This is a genomic window from Aeromonas sobria, assembly GCF_050266975.1.
Taxonomy (GTDB): Bacteria; Pseudomonadota; Gammaproteobacteria; order Enterobacterales; family Aeromonadaceae; genus Aeromonas; species Aeromonas sobria_B.
Genome location: NZ_JBKISU010000007.1, coordinates 1 through 17,862 on the forward strand (window position 1 = coordinate 1; position 17,862 = coordinate 17,862).

At 58.1% G+C, this 17,862-nt stretch carries 19 protein-coding genes and 2 pseudogenes; 20 read left to right on the forward strand and 1 reads right to left on the reverse strand.

What is annotated here, in order from left to right; genetic code table 11:
• The 3 genes and pseudogenes from ACLHZ1_RS05415 to ACLHZ1_RS05425 form a co-directional block, all read left to right on the forward strand.
• Positions 1-122: pseudogene (locus tag ACLHZ1_RS05415) on the forward strand (IS1595 family transposase); the annotation flags it as partial.
• A 631-nt stretch (positions 123-753) separates the two neighbouring features.
• Complete coding sequence (locus ACLHZ1_RS05420; protein ID WP_234579911.1) at positions 754-1,041, forward strand: hypothetical protein; 288 nt, start codon at positions 754-756, stop codon at positions 1,039-1,041.
• Positions 1,042-1,204: 163 nt separating this feature from the next.
• Positions 1,205-3,016 carry a recombinase family protein gene (locus tag ACLHZ1_RS05425; RefSeq protein WP_427261273.1) on the forward strand — a complete coding sequence of 604 codons (1,812 nt, stop codon included), beginning with the start codon at positions 1,205-1,207 and terminating at the stop codon, positions 3,014-3,016.
• 812 nt (positions 3,017-3,828) lie between these two features.
• On the opposite strand, the gene ACLHZ1_RS05430 is transcribed toward ACLHZ1_RS05425, so the two are convergent.
• Complete coding sequence (locus ACLHZ1_RS05430; protein ID WP_042019791.1) at positions 3,829-4,056, reverse strand: helix-turn-helix domain-containing protein; 228 nt, start codon at positions 4,054-4,056, stop codon at positions 3,829-3,831.
• A gap of 110 nt (positions 4,057-4,166) precedes the next feature.
• Here ACLHZ1_RS05430 and ACLHZ1_RS05435 point away from each other — a divergent pair, with 110 nt between their 5' ends.
• From ACLHZ1_RS05435 to fliQ, 17 genes and pseudogenes are all read left to right on the forward strand, one after another.
• Entirely contained in the window at positions 4,167-4,418 is a 252-nt protein-coding gene (locus ACLHZ1_RS05435) for a hypothetical protein (protein ID WP_017778755.1), read from the forward strand.
• Positions 4,419-4,498: 80 nt separating this feature from the next.
• Positions 4,499-4,607: pseudogene (locus ACLHZ1_RS05440) on the forward strand (IS630 family transposase); the annotation flags it as partial.
• 42 nt (positions 4,608-4,649) lie between these two features.
• On the forward strand, positions 4,650-4,952 hold the full coding sequence (locus ACLHZ1_RS05445) for a hypothetical protein (RefSeq protein ID WP_042019790.1): 303 nt from the start codon (positions 4,650-4,652) through the stop codon (positions 4,950-4,952).
• A gap of 525 nt (positions 4,953-5,477) precedes the next feature.
• Entirely contained in the window at positions 5,478-6,257 is a 780-nt protein-coding gene (befA, locus tag ACLHZ1_RS05450; RefSeq protein WP_427261274.1) for a beta cell expansion factor BefA, read from the forward strand.
• Positions 6,258-6,490: 233 nt separating this feature from the next.
• Positions 6,491-6,808, forward strand: coding sequence for a flagellar hook-basal body complex protein FliE (gene fliE / locus ACLHZ1_RS05455; protein ID WP_041997821.1), 318 nt, complete (start codon positions 6,491-6,493; stop codon positions 6,806-6,808).
• 44 nt (positions 6,809-6,852) lie between these two features.
• A complete protein-coding gene (gene fliF, locus ACLHZ1_RS05460; protein ID WP_408797409.1) occupies positions 6,853-8,553 on the forward strand; it encodes a flagellar basal-body MS-ring/collar protein FliF in 1,701 nt (566 codons plus the stop codon).
• A complete protein-coding gene (gene fliG, locus ACLHZ1_RS05465; RefSeq protein WP_427261275.1) occupies positions 8,546-9,607 on the forward strand; it encodes a flagellar motor switch protein FliG in 1,062 nt (353 codons plus the stop codon). The genes fliF and fliG overlap by 8 nt, the downstream gene beginning before the upstream one ends.
• Positions 9,608-9,742: 135 nt before the next feature.
• Positions 9,743-10,543: a flagellar assembly protein FliH gene (fliH, locus tag ACLHZ1_RS05470; protein ID WP_427261276.1), complete on the forward strand. Its 801-nt coding sequence runs from the start codon at positions 9,743-9,745 to the stop codon at positions 10,541-10,543.
• A gap of 27 nt (positions 10,544-10,570) precedes the next feature.
• The gene (gene fliI, locus ACLHZ1_RS05475) at positions 10,571-11,902 is read left to right on the forward strand and encodes a flagellar protein export ATPase FliI (RefSeq protein WP_392444400.1); all 1,332 of its coding nucleotides are present in this window, start codon (positions 10,571-10,573) and stop codon (positions 11,900-11,902) included.
• A 38-nt stretch (positions 11,903-11,940) separates the two neighbouring features.
• Entirely contained in the window at positions 11,941-12,381 is a 441-nt protein-coding gene (gene fliJ, locus ACLHZ1_RS05480) for a flagellar export protein FliJ (protein WP_408797403.1), read from the forward strand.
• 88 nt (positions 12,382-12,469) lie between these two features.
• Entirely contained in the window at positions 12,470-14,338 is a 1,869-nt protein-coding gene (locus ACLHZ1_RS05485) for a flagellar hook-length control protein FliK (protein WP_427261277.1), read from the forward strand.
• Between the two features lie 56 nt (positions 14,339-14,394).
• Entirely contained in the window at positions 14,395-14,913 is a 519-nt protein-coding gene (fliL, locus tag ACLHZ1_RS05490; protein WP_427261278.1) for a flagellar basal body-associated protein FliL, read from the forward strand.
• 7 nt (positions 14,914-14,920) lie between these two features.
• A complete protein-coding gene (fliM, locus tag ACLHZ1_RS05495; RefSeq protein WP_041994013.1) occupies positions 14,921-15,991 on the forward strand; it encodes a flagellar motor switch protein FliM in 1,071 nt (356 codons plus the stop codon).
• 42 nt (positions 15,992-16,033) lie between these two features.
• Complete coding sequence (gene fliN, locus ACLHZ1_RS05500) at positions 16,034-16,429, forward strand: flagellar motor switch protein FliN (protein WP_041994010.1); 396 nt, start codon at positions 16,034-16,036, stop codon at positions 16,427-16,429.
• Entirely contained in the window at positions 16,426-16,803 is a 378-nt protein-coding gene (fliO, locus tag ACLHZ1_RS05505) for a flagellar biosynthetic protein FliO (RefSeq protein WP_427261279.1), read from the forward strand. Before fliN ends, fliO begins: the two co-directional genes overlap by 4 nt.
• Entirely contained in the window at positions 16,790-17,563 is a 774-nt protein-coding gene (gene fliP / locus ACLHZ1_RS05510) for a flagellar type III secretion system pore protein FliP (protein ID WP_427261280.1), read from the forward strand. Before fliO ends, fliP begins: the two co-directional genes overlap by 14 nt.
• Before the next feature lie 10 nt (positions 17,564-17,573).
• A complete protein-coding gene (gene fliQ, locus ACLHZ1_RS05515; protein WP_041993999.1) occupies positions 17,574-17,843 on the forward strand; it encodes a flagellar biosynthesis protein FliQ in 270 nt (89 codons plus the stop codon).
• Positions 17,844-17,862: the final 19 nt, after the last annotated feature.

Genomic DNA, 17,862 nt, shown 5'->3' on the forward strand with positions numbered 1-17,862 from the left:
ACTGCTTCCGGTTTAATCATCGTTTTGACCTCAAGAGCATGTTGGTTGAATTGGGGCATGCAGTCGTGGCAAGCCCTCCGATGCCATATCGGCTCTTGAAGCTGGCTGAGGGTCATGGGTAATCAGGAAGGGCAATGACAGCACGATACTGACACTATGATGGCTAGATGCAGCTAACCTCACTTGGGTGGTGAAAATGGTAACAAAAACGTTGCAAGCTTAACAATTTGGACATAATTCGTTTTATTTAAAAATTTAAATATAAAAGCTTTTTTTGTTCTCAAACATATATATCTATTCCGCGCTTTCACTTCGTTTCAGCGCGAAGAGGAACCAGGTATTTAAAGATGTGAGGTTTTAAGGTGTTAAAAGAAGAAATTCTTTATAAAGAAAGTGAAAAACAAGACATCTATGGCGTATTTTTTTGATAAAAAATACAACATTAAATTATCATGAAAAATGAAGTTGCGCAATATTTTTTTTGCATGAAACTGAAAAAAAACCTCCTGTCAATATGTTTGTGAAATGTTGCAAAATAACCAGTGACGCTTCTGGGGGGGGGCGCTAGGTTGTCAGCGTTAACACCGCATGGCTTTATCATTCCCTCCCCACTTTGAGCCTGAAAAATATAAGTAAAAATAAATATTAGAGAATATGGATAATTCCATTCTGGTGATGAAAATATTTTCTAGTGGGGGTTGATATCTAGTGTTTTCGGATATAATCTTCCACCAAAAGGTCGGCGAGGGCTATATGAAGGGATCCGGTGACAGTGTTGATAGTGAGAAAATGAAAAGAGCTGAATTATTGTATCGTAGACGGCGGGCTGGTCTGGATATGCCTGACGGTCACTATACAAAGGATGTCTTTCAATTGAGCAACAAGGAGTGGCAGCCCTGCTGTCGCAATATCATGATCGGCGATGATATGCACCCCATTAGGGCGAAACAGCACGCAAAATCAAAACAGCATATTGCGAATCTGTGCGGTGTTCGCCCAGCAGATTTCATTAAGCACCTCAAAACATTAAAATTAAAATAGAACCGACTGAGATCACCCTGTGATATAAATCATCGGTGTGGTTCTTCATTTTTATTGGATGCCATATATCTGTTTTTTAATCTAATCATACAGATAGCTTACAAATATAGTGATTTATCTAGCATATAGATCTTCGTCATAGAGTCGATTTTTTGGAGATGTTATGAATTTAATGTCATCTGCACCAACACTATATTTGTATAGTCGTGTAAGTACTGAAAAACAAGCCGCTGGTAATAAAACTGGCGTGCAACGTCAGACTGAAGGTGCATTGGTTGAAGCAACAAAGGCAAAATATAGTAGTATGCCTGTTGTTCATATGTCAGATAACGGCATGTCAGCCAGTAAAGGGGAAAATATTGAACATGGACGTCTTGGCGATTTTATTGAACTATGCCGTTCAGGTCAAATCGCCCCCGGCTCTGTATTGGCCATGGAAAATATAGATCGTTTCTCTCGCCTAGCGTTAACAAGAGCAAGTGAGTATTTAACATGTGTACTTGCTGCTAATGTTTTTGTTTATACCTGGATTGATGGGGCGGTATATCAAAAAGATAATTTGGCATCTGCCATTTTCGCACTTGTCAAGCTTGAAAGTAGTAATGATTATACAAATAAGCTTTCTGCTCGAGTTACTGGTGCTGCACGTGTTGCTTTAAAGCGGCACCTAGATGGTGTTCGCGATACGGATGGTTATCCGGCAGCGATTAATGGTTTCGGAAAGAACAAGTTTTGGGTTGATACTACAACCGGATTTGTTCGCCCTCATCCATATTATTTTCCCGTGATTAAAGAAATCATTTCGATGATTCGTGAAGGGAAGGGGCATATAACAATAAAAAAATATTTAGATGAAAACTATACTCCCCCTACAATAGCTCAAAATTCTAATAAGGAAGGGTGGGGGATAAACCTTATTAAAAAGGTTATCAGTGATCGGGCAGTCTTAGGTGAAAAAATAATTCATATTGATGGTCGTGAGCATCTATTGGAAAACTATTACCCCCTAGCATGCACTGAGGCTGAATTCGCACAAGCTAGGCATGTGCGTAGTGAAAAAAAGCAATTTACTAGTAAGCTGAAAAGCGCTGCGGGCATCATTACGGGAATGCGTATCGCCACTTGCGGGGATTGTGGCAGTTCACTACAGGTCTACCGCAGTAAGGCGGGAAAAAAAGATGAAAAGCTTCGTTATAAATGCAGCGGAAGATCAGATACATCGGTGAAAAGCTGCACAGCTGCAACATTTGATAACCGATATTTTGAGTACGCACTCATGTTGCTGATTGGCAGTGTCATCCTTCAGCCCAAAAAAAATGAAAATGAGAATAAGGTTGCTTTACTAAAGAATAAAATAGATGCGATAAGTTCAAAAATAAAGAGTACGTTTCAATCTATTGAGGCTGCCACAGAGGGTGATATATATATTTTGTTTACTGAGCGATTAAATAGCCTATCTAGGGAGCGCAAAAAGTTAAATGAAGAGTTGAGCATTGAAAGAAGTCATGAAGAGATCTCTATCAATCCAGATATATATATGCTTATAACTCCAAGCTTCATTGACTACAATCAGACAGATATAAGAAATGAGGTCAGAGATACAATATATAAAACTGTTAAATCCGTAAAAGTACATTCTGTTACTAGCTGTTTCTACATTCAGGTTGAGTTATTTGGTGGGATGAGTACTGATGGTATTGTCATTGACAATAAATATATCGCTGATTTCGGTTTTGACATGCATCATCAGCAGGAAAATGAGGAGGCATTCTTAGCCTACAACAAATTCGTCAATAACTTCGAGTGTATCGATAAAGATGGAAAGTATATTAGAATGTTGGACTTGGTGAATGGCACACATTTTATCACGTCTGATGACTATTATCTCAATCAAAGGATAAGTGCCTTAAAGACTCAGGCCATGAGTGAGGAAATGCGTGCTGCAATTGAAAAATTTGAAAGCTGGGTCCTTTAAATCCAATAGAGAATGGGGTGGTTGTAAGATCTTTGATTTTTGCTAATGATTGATGTGTAAACTCGCTAAGATTATCCTGAGAGGATAAGCAATACTATATATTGACATCATGATGTGTACCGTTAAACACATGAATGAGCAAACCCGATGGTACCTTCTTGGGCGTGGCTTTATGCAGCGTAAGCTGCAAGCTCACAATAGCCCTCCGAAACGAAAATGAGTTCCCGCCTAAGAGCCCATTTCACAATCCATTTTTATACTGACCGTACCGATACCCCGCCTGGCTTATCTACTAATTGCTGTCGCGCATTCCAGCAGCAATAAATCCAGTTTTTCGTTAGCTCTGGTCTGAGATTTTTCAGCCTGGAGCATCCCCCTCATTACCGGCACTTATGGTGAGCAGTATGTGCTATATTCGGCTCTAAAAGTGAGCCGAATGATGGGCTAGTTCGGCTCATTTTTGATAACCTGACACATTGAATGAGGAAATAATGGAACCATTTTGGATTTGGCAACAAGCAGACATAGTATCAATAAAATATGGCTATATTCGCCCATGTTGGGCGGAAATAAAAAACGTGCTTTTGCAGAGTATGATTGTTTTACCAATGCAAACTCTTCTCTGCTGCGCCTGTCGCAGGTTGTCACAACCAGATCGTTTTCTTGCACCCGTTGAATCCCAGAACAATCAGATCCCGTCGGACTCCATCTGACCTTCAAGTCGATGGATGCGTTGTGCTATGGCTCCTAGACAAGCGAGAAAATCCCCCCATGCTGGAACGTGCAATATTTGGTTAGAGTAACAGCTATGGTTATGGCAGCAATGATGCAGGCGAGACCCCAAGAGCTTTGGCGATCAGATAAACTTTTTCCAAGGTTACCCTAGTCTCCCCACGTTCGATTTTTCCCATGTGACCACGATCTATACCAGCAATTAGCGCAAGTTTTTCCTGTTGCATGCCGCGTGCAGACCGCAGTTCCCGTACATTTTTACCGAATGCAGTTGCGAGCACCGCAAGATCAAACTCGTCAGAATCCATGTTATCTCCTCACAAGAGGAGATATGGTCTACATTATACGGCACACTGTACACGGCTATGAGTACACTCATATAATGACACTGCATATAAGCATCATTTGAGGGTGAAAAATGTCCAATCAACAGATCGTTTTGAGTCAGAATCAAAAAAGTAGCACCGTGACACTAATTTTTCAAAACGCGGATTTCTTAGCCGCAGTAGGAGATTCTCTGAGAGTGGAGTCATTCTTACATGTCACTATTAATCAATCCACATATGATGAATTTGTTAAGGGTGTTATGGCTTCGTTTGTTGCCGAATTTATGGATTTTAAGGAGCAATGGCCGATACCTCAGGAGCTTCAGGAGCTAAGGAAGGTCTGAACAAGTCTCTGGCATGGGATGTCGGAATTCATACGGATCTTCATCTCGGAGGGGCATCATTAGTAATGCTTGGTATTCCACAGTCAGTCTACAGCCCTTGGGTGAATCACATAGAGCGGCAGTAGCAAAGTTAGAGAGACCATCACACGCAATCATCAATGCAGAGGAGTGGTCAACCTGCGGACTCGATGCAGTTGATTCGCAGATGCTGCATGAATGGAGTAACAGGATATGAAAATCATGACCAAAAAAGAGGTCGAGGTAATCAGCGATATTCGCTGTGATGTTTGTGAAGAGAGTTGCCAAACGGAGGGGGCTGTTAGCAATATCGAGTTTGGCACATTGAGTGCCCACTGGGGTTATGGAACTCAGCACGATGGCGAAAGTTACGAGGTTCACCTGTGCGAGAGTTGCTTTTTTCAGGCCATAGCAAATCTGAAAGAGCAGCGGCGAGGTGCACTGATGTTTTCAGAGAAAGGGTGTGAACCAGTTGCTGATTTTGGATTGATTAACCGGCACCTTGAACTTATCTGAACAGATTCGATATTGATCTTTGTAGGTTGTGTGAGCCAAGTTGCTTCAACTTTGATGTCTTCCAACGGAAGACCGCCGCTCTTCGCTCATCGTGGTTTGCCGCAGCGGTGGATGCATTTGTCGCTGGACCTCGTAAAGTAATGCTAACCCAGCCTCAGCTTGTTTTGGATTATAACCGGCGCTAAGTGATGGGATACCGCTAGCACAAGCCTGACTGTATTAGATGTGGATTGGTCTTGCGACCTTAGGTCAACCCAAGGAGACGAATCCTACTTTGGGGGCCTGTTTTGTGTTGGACATCGCTCAATCACTCTTAGGTGGCTCTCTTATAAGGGCGCGGATTTTACCGGAATGGCTAACCAAAAACTATACAGCGGGCGCAACGGAGCAGAACAAACTTTGTGGTGGCGCCAGCGTGCCGACCTGGGCGCTGCCCTCGGAGCGGTACCGTGAGCCCGGGCTTTTCCGGTTTCAGTCAAATCTGCTACTGTGACCCAGGGTTTATCACGGGTGATGGAGAGCAACATGAAGATTCGACTGCTGGTCATGACAACGGCACTGGCATTGGCTTCGGCCCCAACGCTGGCGGATTGGGCCAAGGTGAAGGAGGCCGCCACCGAGCTCGGCAGCGCGGTGAGCGAGACCAGCAAGGAGGCGTGGCAAGATGTCACGGACTTCTCCAAACAGACCTGGGACTCGGTCTCCCGGTGGGGAGAGGAGACCTTCAACACCGCCGGGGAGTGGACCGACAAGAGCGTGACGACCGGCAAGGCATGGTTGGAGACCGCCGACAAGCAGCTCGACACCCTGCTCGAACCCAAGACCCCGGCCGAGGCCAGAACCGCCCTCGATACCATGGCCGACACCGCCCTGGTGCGGCTGTTCAACGAGCAACCCTCCGCCAAGCTGCTGTTTGACCAGGCCTATGGCTATGCGGTGTTTGACTCGCGCAAGTTCTCCCTGATGGTGCACACCAACCAGGGATCCGGGGTGGCGGTCAACCGTCAGGACGATAGCCGTACCTATATGAAGATGTTTGGTGCCGGTCTGGCCGCCGGACTGGGGGGCAAGTTCTACCAGCAGGTGATCCTGTTCGAGGACAAGGCCAGGTTCGATGCCTTCGTCAATCAAGGCTGGGAGGCCACCTCCGAGGTGGGCGCCGTGGCGGGCAAGGAGAGCGCCGAGCTGACGGCCAAATACAATGGCGGCATGGCCATCTATCAGATCGGCGAGAAAGGGCTGCTGCTCGATGCCAATATTTCGGGCTCCAAGTACTGGCTCGATGACGATCTGAACAAGGAGTAGCCGCCCGGGCTCTGCGGGAAATGTTTCTTGTATCATATTGAAATGCGGTCTGTTTAAATGACGTGACGCGCAGTAGAAGAGGGCCTTTCGCCCTCTTTTTCATGGCCGGGCACGGCGCCTCTGCTCGCCCTGCCCGGCAGCCAGGCGTGCCTGGTTGGCTCCCTCATCGCTCCTGGTTGGCACCTTATTTGCTTAAGTGATGCCAGCGTCAATGATTTGTCTGGGGAAGGGTGATGGAAATAAGTGCAAGCAGCCTGATGCAAGAGATGCAGGCCCTCAAGGTAGAAGCGGGTATCCCGGCCATCAGCCAGCCGGCCGGTCAGGTCAGCTCGGATTTTGGCCAGCTGTTGCAGCAGGCCCTCGGCCACGTCAATGGCCTGCAGGGGAACGCCAACGATCTGCGCACCCGGCTCGACATGGGCGACAAGTCGGTGGATCTCTCCGATGTGATGATCGCCGGCCAGAAAGCCTCCATCGCCTTCGAGGCGACGGTGCAGGTGCGCAACAAGATGGTCGATGCCTACAAGACCATCATGAATATGCCGGTATAAGGGTGCGCATGCCGCGACCCGACCAGAAGATAAGGACCTGATCTGTGGCGAACGAACAAAACGGCGACCTGCTGATCAATCACGAAGGGACCAGCGCCCTCGATGAGCATGAACAGAAGAGTTCCGCACTGGGGTTCCTCTCCAACAGCGATGTGCTGCGTCAGATCACCCTGATCCTGGGACTGGCCATCTGCCTGGCCATCGCCGTCTTCATCCTGTTGTGGGGCAAGGAGCCGGAGATGCGGCCCCTTGGCACCTACAACACCGAGGAGCTGGTCGCGACCCTGGATTACCTGGATCAGCAGAAGATCCCCTATCAGGTCGAGGGCAGGAGCGTGCTGGTCAGCGCCGAGAACTACGGCGACATCCGCCTGCGCCTGACCCGGGCCGGGCTCGGCACCAGCAGCGTCAGCAGCAATGACGGTGAATCCATCCTGCTCAAGGACTCCAGCTTCGGGGTCAGTCAGCGCATGGAGGCCGAACGCCTCAAGCTCAGCCGCGAGCGTCAGCTGGCGAGCGCCATCGAACAGTTCCAGAACGTGGGCAAGGCCCAGGTGCTGCTGGCCATTCCCAAGGACAATGTGTTCGCCCGCAACGAGCGCAAGCCCAGCGCCACCGTGGTGCTGACCCTCAAGGGCAGCGCCCTGGGACAGGGGGAGGTGGACTCCATCGTCGACATGGTCGCCTCCGCGGTTCACGGCCTGGAGCCGACCCGGGTGACGGTCACGGATCAGAGCGGTCGCCTGCTCAACTCCGGCTCCCAGGATCCCGTCTCCGCCCAGACCCGCAAAGAATTTGCCATGCAGCAGAAGCAGGAGCTGGAGTACAAGCAGAAGATAGACGCCATCCTGATCCCCGTGCTCGGCATGGACAACTACACCGCCGAGGTGGATCTTGCCCTGGACTTCTCCCAGCAGGAGCAGACCCGCAAGACCTACAACCCCGACCTGCCCGCGGTGCGCTCCGAGATGACCCTGGAGGAGAACAGTGCCAGCGGCGCCAATGGCGGCGTGCCCGGCGCCCTCTCCAACCAGCCGCCCGCCGCTTCCGGCATCCCGGAGAAGGCGGAAGGGGGCGAGGGCGGCACCAGCGCCGGCCGCTCCCGCAAGGAGGCGACCCGCAACTATGAACTGGACACCACCGTCAGCCACACCCGCCGTCAGATGGGGGGCATTCGCCGCATGACGGTGTCGGTGGCGGTGGATTACAAGTCGGTCACCGGCGCCGATGGCGCCGTCAGCCGCGAGCCGCGCAGCCAGGCCGAGATAGACACCCTGCGTCGCCTCATCAGTGGCGGCCTGGGATTTGACGTGACCCGGGGCGACACCCTGGAGGTGGTTGCCATCCCGTTCAACCGCCCCGAGCTGGACGTGATGCCGGACCTGCCCATCTACGAGCAGCCCTGGTTCTGGCGCGCGGTGCGCATCGCCGCCTCCGTGCTGGTCATCATAGTGCTCATCGTCACCGTGGTGCGGCCCATGCTCAAGCGCCTGCTCTACCCGGATGTCAAACCCGAGAGCGAGCTGGATCTGGACAACAGCATAGTGCTGGGTGGCGACGACGAGTTGAGTCTGCTGGCGGCCCAGGCCGAGGCCGAGCCCATCTTCGGGGTGCGCGATGGTCACCTGAAACTGCCGGATCTCCATCGGGATGAGGACCTGCTCAAGGCGGTGCGGGCCCTGGTGGCGAACGAACCGGATCTGGCCGCTCAGGTCATTAAAGAATGGGTAACCAAAGATGCCTGAAGAGAATAAGAACCAAGTGACCGGCAACGACATCAGCGACGGTCAGCGCCAGATCCTCGACCAGATGTCGGGGATCGAGATGGCCGCCGTGCTGATGCTCAGCCTCAACGAGGAGGACGCCGCCCAGATCTTCCGCCACCTCGAGCCCAAGCAGGTGCAGCGCCTGGGCATGTCCATGGCCTCCATGTCGGATTTCAGTCACGACAGGGTGGCTGCGGTGCATCGTCAATTTATCGACGACATCCAGAAGTACACCAACATCGGCATCGGCAGCGAAGACTTCGTGCGCAAGGCCCTGGTGGCGGCGCTCGGGGAAGACAAGGCCAGCAACCTGGTGGATCAGATCATCCTGGGCTCGGGTGCCCGGGGTCTGGACTCCCTCAAGTGGATGGATGCGCGCCAGGTGGCCAGCATCATCCAGAACGAACACCCCCAGATCCAGACCATCGTCCTCTCCTACCTGGAGCCGGAGCAGTCCGCCGAGATCCTGAGCCAGTTCCCGGAGCAGGTGCGCCTGGATCTGGTGATGCGCATCGCCAACCTGGAAGAGGTGCAACCGGCGGCGCTGCAAGAATTGAACGACATCATGGAGAAGCAGTTTGCCGGCGCCGCCGGTGCCCAGGCGGCCAAGATGGGCGGCCTGAAGGCGGCGGCCAACATCATGAACTACCTGGACACCAACGTCGAAGGCCAGCTGATGGATGCCATCCGCGACTCCGACGAGGAGATGAGCCAGCAGATCCAGGACCTGATGTTCGTGTTCGAGAACCTGATCGACGTGGACGATCGGGGCATCCAGACCCTGCTGCGGGAAGTGCCCGGGGATCTGCTGCAACGGGCCCTCAAGGGCTCGGACGATCAGATGCGCGAGAAGATTTTCAAGAACATGTCCAAGCGGGCCGCCGAGATGCTGGCGGACGATCTGGAGGCCATGGGGCCGATCCGCGTCTCCGAGGTGGAGGCGGCCCAGAAGGAGATCCTCTCCACCGCCCGCCGTCTGGCGGATGCCGGCGAGCTCATGCTGGGGGCCGGTGGCGGCGAGGAGTTCCTCTAAGTCCGGCCTGGGCTGCCTGGAGGATGAGCGGGCCGCTGCCTGAGGCTCTGCGCCTGGCGGCGATGGCGTGATGACGGCGTGATGCACGGGGCGCCAGTCCCGATGAAGGGTGTCAGATGGGAGTGCCTCTAGAGCATGAATGACAAGAACAGCAAGCTGCGCGGCTACATGCGACCGGATACGGCGGGCACCCAGATCGAGACCTGGGGCTGGCCCGAGATGGAGGTGGCCGCCGAGGTGGAGACCAATGCCCTCGGCCTGACGCCGGACTGGTATCGCCAGGAGGAGGAGGTCGTAGCCGAGGAGCCGGCGCCCGAGCCCGCCCCCAGCCTCACCGCCGAGGAGCTGGAGGCCATCCGCCAGGCCGCCTGGGAGGAGGGCATGGCCGAGGGCCAGGCCGCCGGTTTTGCCAAGGGCCTGGAGGAGGGCAAGCTCGAGGGCCTCAAGCAGGGCCACGAGGCGGGCATGACCCAGGGCAAGGAGGAGGGGCTGGCCCTGGGCCGCGAGCAGGTGGAGCAGGAGCAGGCCCACTGGCGCCTGCTCGCCTCCCGCCTGGCCGAGCCCCTGGCCGAGCTGGACGCCGGGGTGGAGCAGCAGCTCATCGCCCTGGTGATGCAGCTGGCCCGGGCCCTGATCAAGCAGGAGGCGTCCACCTCGCCTGCCCTGCTGCTGGGCGCCCTCAAGGAGGGGCTGGCCCTGCTGCCCGCCGCGCGCCAGGGGGTCACCCTCTCCCTGCATCCGGATGACATCCAGCGGGTGGTGGCGGCCTTTGGCGAGGAGGAGTGCGAGCGGCGCCAATGGCGCTTCGAGAGCGATCCCACCCTGCTGCCCGGCGATCTTCAGCTCGCCACCGAACTCTCCAGCGTGGATCTGACCCTCTCGGGGCGCATCGACCAGCTGCTGCGCAACTTCCTGCGGGAAAACCAGCACGACTAGCCTGGGCCCCTTCATGAGGATCGAGTGATGAGCAACAGCCTTTCCCAACGACTGCAACGATACCGGGTCGGCGAGATCGCCCCCAAGACCCCTGTCGCCGGAAAGTTGACGCGGGTGGTGGGCCTGACCCTGGAGGCGGTGGGGTGCCGGGCCGCCATCGGCGCCCTGTGCCGCATCGACACCCAGGATGGCACCCTGGAGGCGGAGGTGGTCGGCTTCTCCGGCGATCGCCTCTACCTGATGCCGAGCGAACAGCTCAAGGGGGTCATTCCCGGCGCCCGGGTGGTGCCCGTCACCGAGGAGCACGGCATCCCGGTGGGCATGAATCTGCTCGGCCGGGTCATCGACGGCATAGGCCAGCCCCTGGATGGCCTGGGCCCCATCCTCGCCGCCCAGACGGTGCAATTTGCCCAGACCCGCATCAACCCCCTGGCCCGTCGCCCCATCCACAGGCCGATGGACGTGGGGGTGCGCGCCATCAATGCGGTGCTCACCGTGGGTCAGGGTCAGCGCATGGGGCTGTTCGCCGGCTCCGGGGTCGGCAAGTCGGTCTTGCTCGGCATGATGACCCGGGGCTCGGTGGCGGACGTGGTGGTGGTCGGCCTCATCGGCGAGCGGGGCCGGGAGGTGAAGGAGTTCATCGAGGAGATCCTTGGCGCCGAGGGGCGCGAGCGCGCCGTGGTGGTGGCCGCCCCGGCCGATGCCTCCCCCCTGATGCGGCTCAAGGGGTGCGAGACGGCACTGGCCATCGCCGAGTATTTTCGGGATCAGGGGCTCAACGTGCTGCTCTTGATGGACTCGCTCACCCGCTATGCCCAGGCCCAGCGGGAGATCGCCCTGGCGGTGGGGGAGCCCCCCGCCACCAAGGGCTACCCGCCCTCGGTGTTTGCCAAATTACCGGCGCTGGTGGAGCGGGCCGGCAACGGCAACGACGGCCAGGGCTCCATCACCGCCTTTTTCACCGTGCTGACCGAGGGGGACGATCTGCAAGACCCCATCGCCGATGCCGCCCGGGCCATCCTGGACGGCCACATAGTGCTGTCGCGGGAACTCGCCGATTCGGGCCATTACCCGGCCATCGACATCGAGAAATCCATCAGCCGGGTCATGCCCCAGGTCACCTCGGCCGAACATCAGGGGCTGGCACGGGCCCTCAAGCAGTACTACTCCCTCTACCAGCAGAACCGAGATCTCATCACCATCGGCGCCTACAGCCAGGGGGCGGATCCGCGCATCGATCGGGCCATCAATCAGAAACCCTATCTGGATCGCTTCTTGCAACAAGGCATGCGCGAGGTCATCCACTACGACGATGGCCTGCAAGCCCTGCAACTGGTGGCCATGCCCCTGATGCAGTAATGGGGATCCGCCCCGCGCCGAGCAGCATGAGGTAGTCGATGAGCAAGGGATTGATGTTATTGGCCGAGCGCCTCGAGGCGGCCGAGCAGCAGGCCGCCCTGGCCCTGGCCAAGGCCCAGCAGGATCTCAAGCTGTTCCTGCAGCAGCAGGATGCCCTCAACCAGTACCGCCAGATCTATCACCAGCAGTGGACCGACCGCGGCCTGCAGGGGATCAAGGCCCAGCAGAATGCCCAGTATCACGCCTTCATCAACAAGCTGGAGCAGGCGGCGACCCAGCAGTACGAGGGGGTGCTGCAGATCCGCGAGGCCCTGGGCCAGCGGCGGGAGGAGTGGCTGGCGGCCCAGCAGCGGCGCAAGGCGGTGGCCCTGCTGCTGGACAAGCAGGCCGATCGGGCCCGGCAGCAGGCCCAGCGCCAGGAGCAGAAAATGCTGGATGAGTTCGCCCTGCGCAGCCGAACCCTGCATTCTGGCCTGTAACTTGCTTTGTCTTGTTCGATGGCGCGCCCAGCGTGACCCCATCTCGATGCAACCAGGCCTTATCGGCGCCCAGACCCCGGAATCCAGGATGATGCAGACACTGTTGACCCCCACTTCCCCGCCGATCGGCGGTGACAAGCCTGCCGCGCCAGGGCTGGCGCGGTCCGCTGACGGCGCCGTGCTGGACGGTGACAAGGCCGACTTTGCCGAGCTGATCAGTCAGTATCGACACGGGGGTGAAGCCGCCCCGGTCAAGGGGCAGGTCAAGGAAGAGAAGGCGGCCCTGGCCGCCGCGGACAGTGAGCCGGGCGCCTTGCCGCCCGCTGCCGGGCGTCAAGAGACTGACGCCGTGCCGGTGGCGTCCGACGGCCAGGCCGACGACGCCGACGGCGGGCGCACCCCTGGCTCCTCCGGGGATGACGCCTCTGCCATCATGGCCGGCAACCCCTTCCTCATTCACCTGCAAGACTCCCTCAATCAGGACACCCGTCTGGTCGCCCCGGGCGAGGCCGCGAGCCTTGGGGAGGAGCGCGATGGCAATGCCTTGCCGCCTGGCTCCGCGCTCCCTGCCGCCAGGGGGGCAGCCCAGGCCGATGGTGAGTCCAAACGCCTTGGGCAGGGGGAGGGCGCCCCTGAGATAAATCAGGCAACCCAGGCAACCAGGGAAACCAGGGAAACCAAAGATACCAAGGAAACCCTGGCCTCAGCCCTGCTCGGGGCGGCAGGGGATCACGAGGCCCTGGCCGGCGAAGCGGACGAGGCCTCTGGTACGCAGGCTCCCCCCAGGGCGGGTGAGGCCGTCCGGCTGGACGGCGCCTTGACGACCGGCATGGTCACCGGCATGACGAGCGGCGAGACGCCCGATGTGGCCGTCGACGAGACAACCCATATGGCTGCCGATCAGGGCGCAGGCAAGACAACCGAGATGACGGCCGACAAGACGCCAGAGAGGGGGCCAAAAATGTCCCCTGAGCCTGAGGTCAGCACCCCGGCCGATGCCTATGCCGCCGGCAATCGCGTCGCCCGGCAGGCGGGCCAGGAGCAGGCTGCCGCCGACGGGGAGCAGGCCCTGAGCCAGATCGAGTCCGGCCTTCGCCAGGAGGCGCCAGGCAAGGAGAGGGGCGCACCCCAGATTGCAGCCCAGGCCCCGGCGGCCTCCGGAGCGAACCCGGCGGTGGCGCCGACCCTGGCTGCGCCCCAGCAGGTGCTGGCCCAGGCCCAGTCCCAGGGCAGCCAGGCCCCCCTGGCCAGCCTGCCCCAGGGCGACGCGGCCGCGGCCATGGATGGCGCCACTAACCAGGCTCAGAAAGGGGCCCCCCTGGGGGCCAGGGGCAGGCTGGCGAGCCTGACCCGGGGCGAGGCCGGCGCCGAGCCGAAGCGGGAAGAGGAGGCCCAGGCCGCCGGCCAGCCGCCAAGCCAGGCCGCGGTGGGGGAGACCCGGATCGGCACGGCGCCCACCGGCCAGCCCAGGGCCGAGGCCGCCGCCTTGCCCCATCTGAAATTGGCGAGCCAGGATGCCCCGGCCGAGTTGCAGCAGAGGGTCAACGTCATGCTGGCCGACAAGTTGCAGCAGGCGGAGATCCAGCTCGACCCCCTCGGCCTTGGCAAGATGAAGATCCAGATCCAGCTTGGTCAGGACAACCAGGCCAGCGTCAACTTCGTGGTACAACATGGCCAGACCCGCGAGATGCTGGAGCAGGCCATGCCCAGGCTCAGGGAGATGCTGGCGGGGCAGGGGCTCTCCCTCGGTCAGACCTCGGTGCAACAGCAGCCTCAGCAGCAGGGCCAGCCCGGATCACAGCAGCAGACCCAGGGGGGCGGCTTCTCCCAACAGGGAGGTCAGGGCCAGGGAGGCGAGGGTCGTCAGCCGGGCCTGCATGAGGGGGAAACCGGTGTCACCCGGCTCACTTTGTCCATGGATGCGGCAAACGAGAGCGGAATTGATTTCTATGCTTGATGCGCCCCAAGTTAAGTTTATGATATCGAACAAGTTTGATTGAGGGTGGACAAGAGATGGCAGACGATAGCGAACTGACGCTCCAGGATCCGGCGGCGGCCAAGAAAAAGAAGATGATCATCCTGGCCGCCATCCTGGTGGTGTTGCTTATCGGCGGCGGTGTGGCCGCCTGGTTGCTGCTCTCGGGCGGTGACGAGGCCGCCAAGGCCCAGACCAGCGCCCAGACCGACGGCCAGCCCCAGGATCCGGCCACCCAGCCCGCCCTCTATGTAGGGATGCCGCGCCCCTTCGTGTTCAACGTGACGGGCCAGAGCCGGGATCGGTTGGTGCAGATCAAGGTGCAGCTGATGGTGCGTGGCGCCCCGAGTGAAGCCCTCGCCAAGCAGCATGTGCCCCTGATCGAGGGGACCCTGCTGCGGGTGTTCAGCGCCGCCAGCGCCGAGCAGCTGGTCACCTTCGAGGGCAAGGAAAAATTGCGCAATGACTCATTGGAAGAGTGCCGTCGGGTCCTCAAGGATCTGACCTCTTCCCCCGTAATCGAACAAGTGCTGTTTACCGGCTTTGTAATGCAGTAGGTGAAGCGTGAGCGATCTGTTAAGTCAGGACGAAATTGATGCCCTGTTGCACGGGGTCGACGATGTCGAAGAGGAGGAGATAGGGGCAGCCGGGGATCCTGGCATCACCCAGTTCGACTTCTCCTCCCAGGATCGCATCGTCCGGGGCCGCATGCCCACCCTGGAGCTGGTGAACGAACGTTTCGCCCGCCACATGCGCATCAGCCTGTTCAACATGATGCGGCGCACCGCCGAGGTGTCGATCAACGGCGTGCAGATGCTGAAATTCGGCGAGTACGTCCACACCCTGTTCGTGCCCACCAGCCTGAACATGGTGCGCTTTCGCCCCCTCAAGGGGACGGCCCTCATCACCATGGAGGCGCGCCTCGTCTTCATCCTGGTGGAGAACTTCTTCGGCGGCGACGGCCGCTACCACGCCAAGATCGAGGGGCGGGAATTCACCCCCACCGAACGGCGCATCATCCAGATGCTGCTCAAGCTGGTGTTCGAGGATTACAAGGATGCCTGGGCGCCGGTGATGGACGTGGGCTTTGAATATCTCGACTCCGAGGTGAACCCGGCCATGGCCAACATCGTCAGCCCCACCGAGGTGATAGTGGTGAGCTCCTTCCACATCGAACTGGACGGCGGCGGCGGCGATTTCCACGTGGCCATGCCCTACTCCATGCTCGAACCCATCCGCGAGCTGCTCGATGCCGGTGTGCAGAGCGACAAGGGTGACACGGACGTGCGCTGGAGCAAGGCCCTGCGCGACGAGATCATGGACGTCAAGGTGGAGCTCAAGGCCAAGCTGCTGGAGACAGAGCTCTCCCTGCGCGAGCTGATGGAGCTGCAACCCGGCGACATCATCCCGGTGGAGATGCCCGAGAACCTGCTGGTCTATGTGGAAGACCTGCCTACTTTCCACGCCAAGATGGGGCGCACCAAGGAGAATGTGGCGCTCAAGATTGTCGACAAACTCAAGCGACCGGACGGGGTCAAGACCGAGATGCACCTGGTCACCCGTGGCGGCGTGCGCATCGATGGCGAGGCCGAGCTCGAAGAGCTCGAGCGCAGCATCGATGATCCAAACCGATGACAGGCCAGGGGCCCGTCCAATCATGAACCGTAAGGAAGTAAGATGAGCACACCCGAAGACGAGCAGGATCTGATGGCCGATGCCTGGGCCGCGGCCCTGGAAGAGCAGGTCACCGCCGAGGTCAAGCCGGCTCCCCTCGAGGAGCTGAGGGACGATGCCCCCATCAGTGCCGAGGAGCGTCGCAAGCTCGACACCATACTCGACATCCCGGTGACCATCGCCATGGAAGTGGGCCGCAGCCAGATCAGCATCCGCAACCTGCTGCAGCTGAACCAGGGTTCGGTGGTGGAGCTGGACAGGGTGGCCGGCGAGCCCCTGGACGTGCTGGTCAACGGCACCCTGATCGCCCACGGCGAGGTGGTGGTGGTCAACGACAAGTTCGGCATTCGGCTGACCGATGTCATCAGCCAGATCGAGCGGATCAAGAAACTCAAATGATCCGAGCCGCCATCCTGCTGATGTTGCCGCTGCCCGCCCTGGCGCAGGCCAACGCCACGGCGCCGAGCCTCACCTCCTGGCTGCTGTCGAGCCTCATGGTCATCGGCCTCATCCTGGTGCTGGGGTTTTTGCTCAAGAAGAGCAAGCTGACCGCCCAGCTCGGGGGCGGCCAGATGAAGGTGATCGCCAGCCTGCCCCTCGGTTACAAGGAGAAGCTGCTGGTGGTCAAGGTGGGGGAGCAGCAGCTGCTGATCGGCGTCACCCCCCAGCAGGTCAATTTCCTCTATCGCCTGGAGGAGCCGCTCGATGAGCGTCAGCCTCAGGCCTTCGCCCAGCAACTGGGCAAGCTGATGGCACGCCATGACAAAGAGTAACGGGACAAACCGCCTCCCCGGGATGAGACGCTGGCCCTGGCTGTTGCTGCTGCTTTCGCCCCTGGCCCTGGCCCAGGATGGCATGTCGGCGGTGACCGTCACCACCCTGGCCGACGGCAGTCAGGAGTACAGCCTGACCCTGCAGGTGCTGGCGCTGATGACGGCCCTCTCCTTCCTGCCGGCCGTGGTCATCATGATGACCTCCTTCACCCGCATCATAGTGGTGCTCGGGATCCTCAGACAGGCCATCGGCCTGCAACAGAGTCCCTCCAACCAGGTGCTGATCGGCATCGCCCTCTTCATGTCGTTCTTCATCATGTCCCCGGTGCTGGATCGCATCAACGAGGAGGCGCTGCAACCCTATCTGGCCGAGACCATCACCACCCAGGAGGCGCTGGAGAAGGCTCAGCTCCCCCTGCACCAGTTCATGCTGGCCCAGACCCGCATCAAGGATCTCAACACCTTCATGGAGATAGCCAACGTGCAGGTGGAGACCCCCGCCGAGGTGCCGCTGCGGGTGCTGATCCCGGCCTTTGTCACCAGCGAGCTCAAGACCGCCTTCCAGATAGGCTTCATGCTGTTTCTGCCCTTCCTGGTCATCGACCTGGTGGTGGCCAGCATACTGATGGCCATGGGCATGATGATGCTCTCTCCCATGCTGGTCTCCCTGCCGTTCAAGCTGATGCTGTTCGTCATGGTGGATGGCTGGAACCTCATCCTGGGATCCCTGGCCAACAGCTTCGGCCTGGGCGCGGGATAAGGGAGGCGCCATGTCACCGGAAACCTTCGTCGACGTGTTTCGAGAGGCGCTCTGGCTGGTCACCATCATGGTGTGTGCCGTGATCCTGCCCAGCCTGATGGTGGGGCTGGTGGTCGCCATCTTCCAGGCGGCCACCTCCATCAACGAACAGACCCTGAGCTTCCTGCCCCGGCTGGTGGTGACCCTGCTGGCCCTGGGAGCGGGTGCCCACTGGGGTCTGCAGAGCCTGATGGACTTCTTCGTGCTGATGGTGAGCCAGATCCCCGAGGTGGTGGGATGAGCGGCGCGGGGCAGGGGTC

Coding starts and splice junctions, on each gene's coding strand:
- ACLHZ1_RS05420 (WP_234579911.1), top strand. CDS start 754: ATGAAGGGATCCGGTGACAGTGTTGATAGTGAGAAAATGAAAAGAGCT.
- ACLHZ1_RS05425 (WP_427261273.1), top strand. CDS start 1,205: ATGAATTTAATGTCATCTGCACCAACACTATATTTGTATAGTCGTGTA.
- ACLHZ1_RS05430 (WP_042019791.1), bottom strand. CDS start 4,056: ATGGATTCTGACGAGTTTGATCTTGCGGTGCTCGCAACTGCATTCGGT.
- ACLHZ1_RS05435 (WP_017778755.1), top strand. CDS start 4,167: ATGTCCAATCAACAGATCGTTTTGAGTCAGAATCAAAAAAGTAGCACC.
- ACLHZ1_RS05445 (WP_042019790.1), top strand. CDS start 4,650: ATGAAAATCATGACCAAAAAAGAGGTCGAGGTAATCAGCGATATTCGC.
- befA (WP_427261274.1), top strand. CDS start 5,478: ATGAAGATTCGACTGCTGGTCATGACAACGGCACTGGCATTGGCTTCG.
- fliE (WP_041997821.1), top strand. CDS start 6,491: ATGGAAATAAGTGCAAGCAGCCTGATGCAAGAGATGCAGGCCCTCAAG.
- fliG (WP_427261275.1), top strand. CDS start 8,546: ATGCCTGAAGAGAATAAGAACCAAGTGACCGGCAACGACATCAGCGAC.
- fliH (WP_427261276.1), top strand. CDS start 9,743: ATGAATGACAAGAACAGCAAGCTGCGCGGCTACATGCGACCGGATACG.
- fliI (WP_392444400.1), top strand. CDS start 10,571: ATGAGCAACAGCCTTTCCCAACGACTGCAACGATACCGGGTCGGCGAG.
- fliJ (WP_408797403.1), top strand. CDS start 11,941: ATGAGCAAGGGATTGATGTTATTGGCCGAGCGCCTCGAGGCGGCCGAG.
- ACLHZ1_RS05485 (WP_427261277.1), top strand. CDS start 12,470: ATGATGCAGACACTGTTGACCCCCACTTCCCCGCCGATCGGCGGTGAC.
- fliL (WP_427261278.1), top strand. CDS start 14,395: ATGGCAGACGATAGCGAACTGACGCTCCAGGATCCGGCGGCGGCCAAG.
- fliN (WP_041994010.1), top strand. CDS start 16,034: ATGAGCACACCCGAAGACGAGCAGGATCTGATGGCCGATGCCTGGGCC.
- fliO (WP_427261279.1), top strand. CDS start 16,426: ATGATCCGAGCCGCCATCCTGCTGATGTTGCCGCTGCCCGCCCTGGCG.
- fliP (WP_427261280.1), top strand. CDS start 16,790: ATGACAAAGAGTAACGGGACAAACCGCCTCCCCGGGATGAGACGCTGG.
- fliQ (WP_041993999.1), top strand. CDS start 17,574: ATGTCACCGGAAACCTTCGTCGACGTGTTTCGAGAGGCGCTCTGGCTG.